Genomic DNA, 1,948 nt, shown 5'->3' with positions numbered 1-1,948 from the left:
CCACACATGCGACCGCGCGGGGCGGTGGGACCCGTCCGTCGTCCGGACGACGGGTCCCGCCACCCCGCGCGGACCGCTGCGGCTCCCGAACCGGTTCTGTGGGGCGTCTGTGGGGCCCTGTTCCATGGCTCGGCGGCGCGTGGCGGTGCGTGGTGCGGACGTGCTGCTTGCTACGTGCTGTGGTGCTGCTGCCCTGCTGTGGTGCGGTCGTGATGCGGTGCCGTGGGACTGCGGCTCAGTGAGCCACGGCTCGCGCCATCGATCCGCGGCGTGGCTGCGCCGGGACACCGCGGGCGGGCTCCGCCGCGGGCCTGGCTCCGGCGGCCGCCCGGCCGGCCGGTGCCGCGCTGCGGCGTGGCTGGGCCGCCACGCCGTTCTGGACGTCCATCACGGCGTGCGCCACGAGACCGCCCATCGGGTCATGCCGGATCAGATCCCGTAGCCGGGAACGGGACGAGCGGCCCTCGTTGCCCGGATACAGGTGCTTGCCGAGGCCGACCGCGTGGGCCAGTGCGGCGAGCGCCGCGGTCCGCGGGTCCGGCGGTACGCCGGTGCGGATCGCTGAATCCAGCCGGGCCCTGATCTCCCGGCTGATGGCGTTGTCCGTCGCCTGGTAACGAGTCGTCGGCAACACCCCGCACATCTGGCCGGCCACGGCATGCACCATGCCGCACCTCTCCAGATGCGAGAGGTAAGTCTGGCGGAGCCCCAGTCGAGGCCCGCCGATCCAGTGAACTGCACGTACCGGAGCGCCGCGCCTGCGCAGCAACTCCAACGCGCAATCCAATGTCGGATCTCCTGTCGGCCGTGGTACGACCACGGCGATACGATCCCCGTCTGGGGCTATCCGTCCGGCCAGCGCCAGCTCCACTAGCTGTGCTCCGGCCAGACCGAGGTCGAGCGACTGCGGCTGTGCAGTGGTACCCGTGGCCGGGTCCAGTGCCAGCAGCAGAAGCTCCTCCGGAAGTGTTCTGCGGCTCCTGCCCATCCATGCCTCCCCGCGTGGATGAATGACAGGGTGACCCCTCTCACATTGGTCTGTCGAGGGTGCGTGACCGGTTCGTAGTGGAACCAGTAGGTATGTCGTTCTCGTCTACCGCAGGGGTCAAGTCCGCACACAGGACACTGGTACATGGTTCGGACAGCGCTGTGGAACGGTGTCCCAGGCGGCTGTTCCACGGTTTCGGGTAGGCGCACGGGGTACGTGCGCCGCATGGAGGAGGCATCGGTGGCGGGCGAGTCCCCCGACAGGTCGAAGCAGCGCGAGTCGTCGGCAGAACCGACGTCGGGGAGCGCGGGTCCGGTTCCCGAGGCCAGGAAGGCCGCGGCGGGCGATCCTCGGCTCGCCGTGGCGCGGGAGTCCGCGCCGGGCGACGCGGGCGGTCGCGTGGATACGGCCACGCAGGTGCTCTCCGTGCGGGAGCTCTCCGAGGGTTTGGCGGAGGACGGTGACACCGGCGGCCGCGAGGGGCGGGACCGTGCCGAGGCGGAGGGTGACGAGCGGTTGCGCGCGGCTGTGGCGGCGTGGGTGACGGCCGCTCCCGCGGAGACGGACGAGGACGCCCGGGAGAACGCCGACGGGAACGCCGAGCAGAACGGGGACGACGCGGCCGGGGAGGACGGCTCCGGGGCGGGCTCCGACGGGGAGGCGTCTACGGAGGCCCCTGAGGAGGCCTCAGCGGACGCGGTCGAAGAGGCGGCTGCAGACGCCGACGAGGCGACCGGCGCGGAGCCCGACCGGGAGGCGGCTACGGAGGCCGCCGAGGAAGCCTCTGCGGACACCGACGCGGAGCCCGAAGGGGAGACCGACGAGCAGGCATCCACGGAAGCCGCCTAGAGGGCCCCTGCAGACGCGGCCGAGGAGACAGCCGAAGAGGCAGCCGCGGACGCCGACTAGGCGTCCACGGAAGCCGCTGAGGAGGCCTCTGCGGGCGCGGCCGAAGGAGCG

General features: G+C 72.3%; 2 protein-coding genes. One reads left to right on the top strand and one right to left on the bottom strand.

Annotated features, from left to right (window positions below):
* Window positions 1–235: 235 nt before the first annotated feature.
* A complete protein-coding gene (locus tag ACTWQJ_RS50900) occupies window positions 236–988 on the bottom strand; it encodes a GOLPH3/VPS74 family protein (protein WP_224734706.1) in 753 nt (250 codons plus the stop codon).
* Window positions 989–1,228: 240 nt separating this feature from the next.
* Between ACTWQJ_RS50900 and ACTWQJ_RS50895 the strand changes: the two genes are divergently transcribed.
* Window positions 1,229–1,837, top strand: a complete 609-nt coding sequence (locus tag ACTWQJ_RS50895; RefSeq protein ID WP_443313119.1) for a hypothetical protein — start codon at window positions 1,229–1,231, stop codon at window positions 1,835–1,837.
* The last annotated feature ends 111 nt before the right edge of the window (window positions 1,838–1,948 follow it).

Origin of the sequence: Streptomyces sp. KR55, from assembly GCF_052245645.1 — a bacterium.
Classification (GTDB): Bacteria; Actinomycetota; Actinomycetes; order Streptomycetales; family Streptomycetaceae; genus Streptomyces; species Streptomyces flavusporus.
Note: the sequence above shows the minus strand (reverse complement) of the source record. Positions and strands in the feature narration are given on the sequence as shown.

What these genes read in the sequence shown, in the direction of transcription:
- ACTWQJ_RS50900 (WP_224734706.1), bottom strand. Translation starts at nt 988, where the DNA reads ATGGGCAGGAGCCGCAGAACACTTCCGGAGGAGCTTCTGCTGCTGGCA.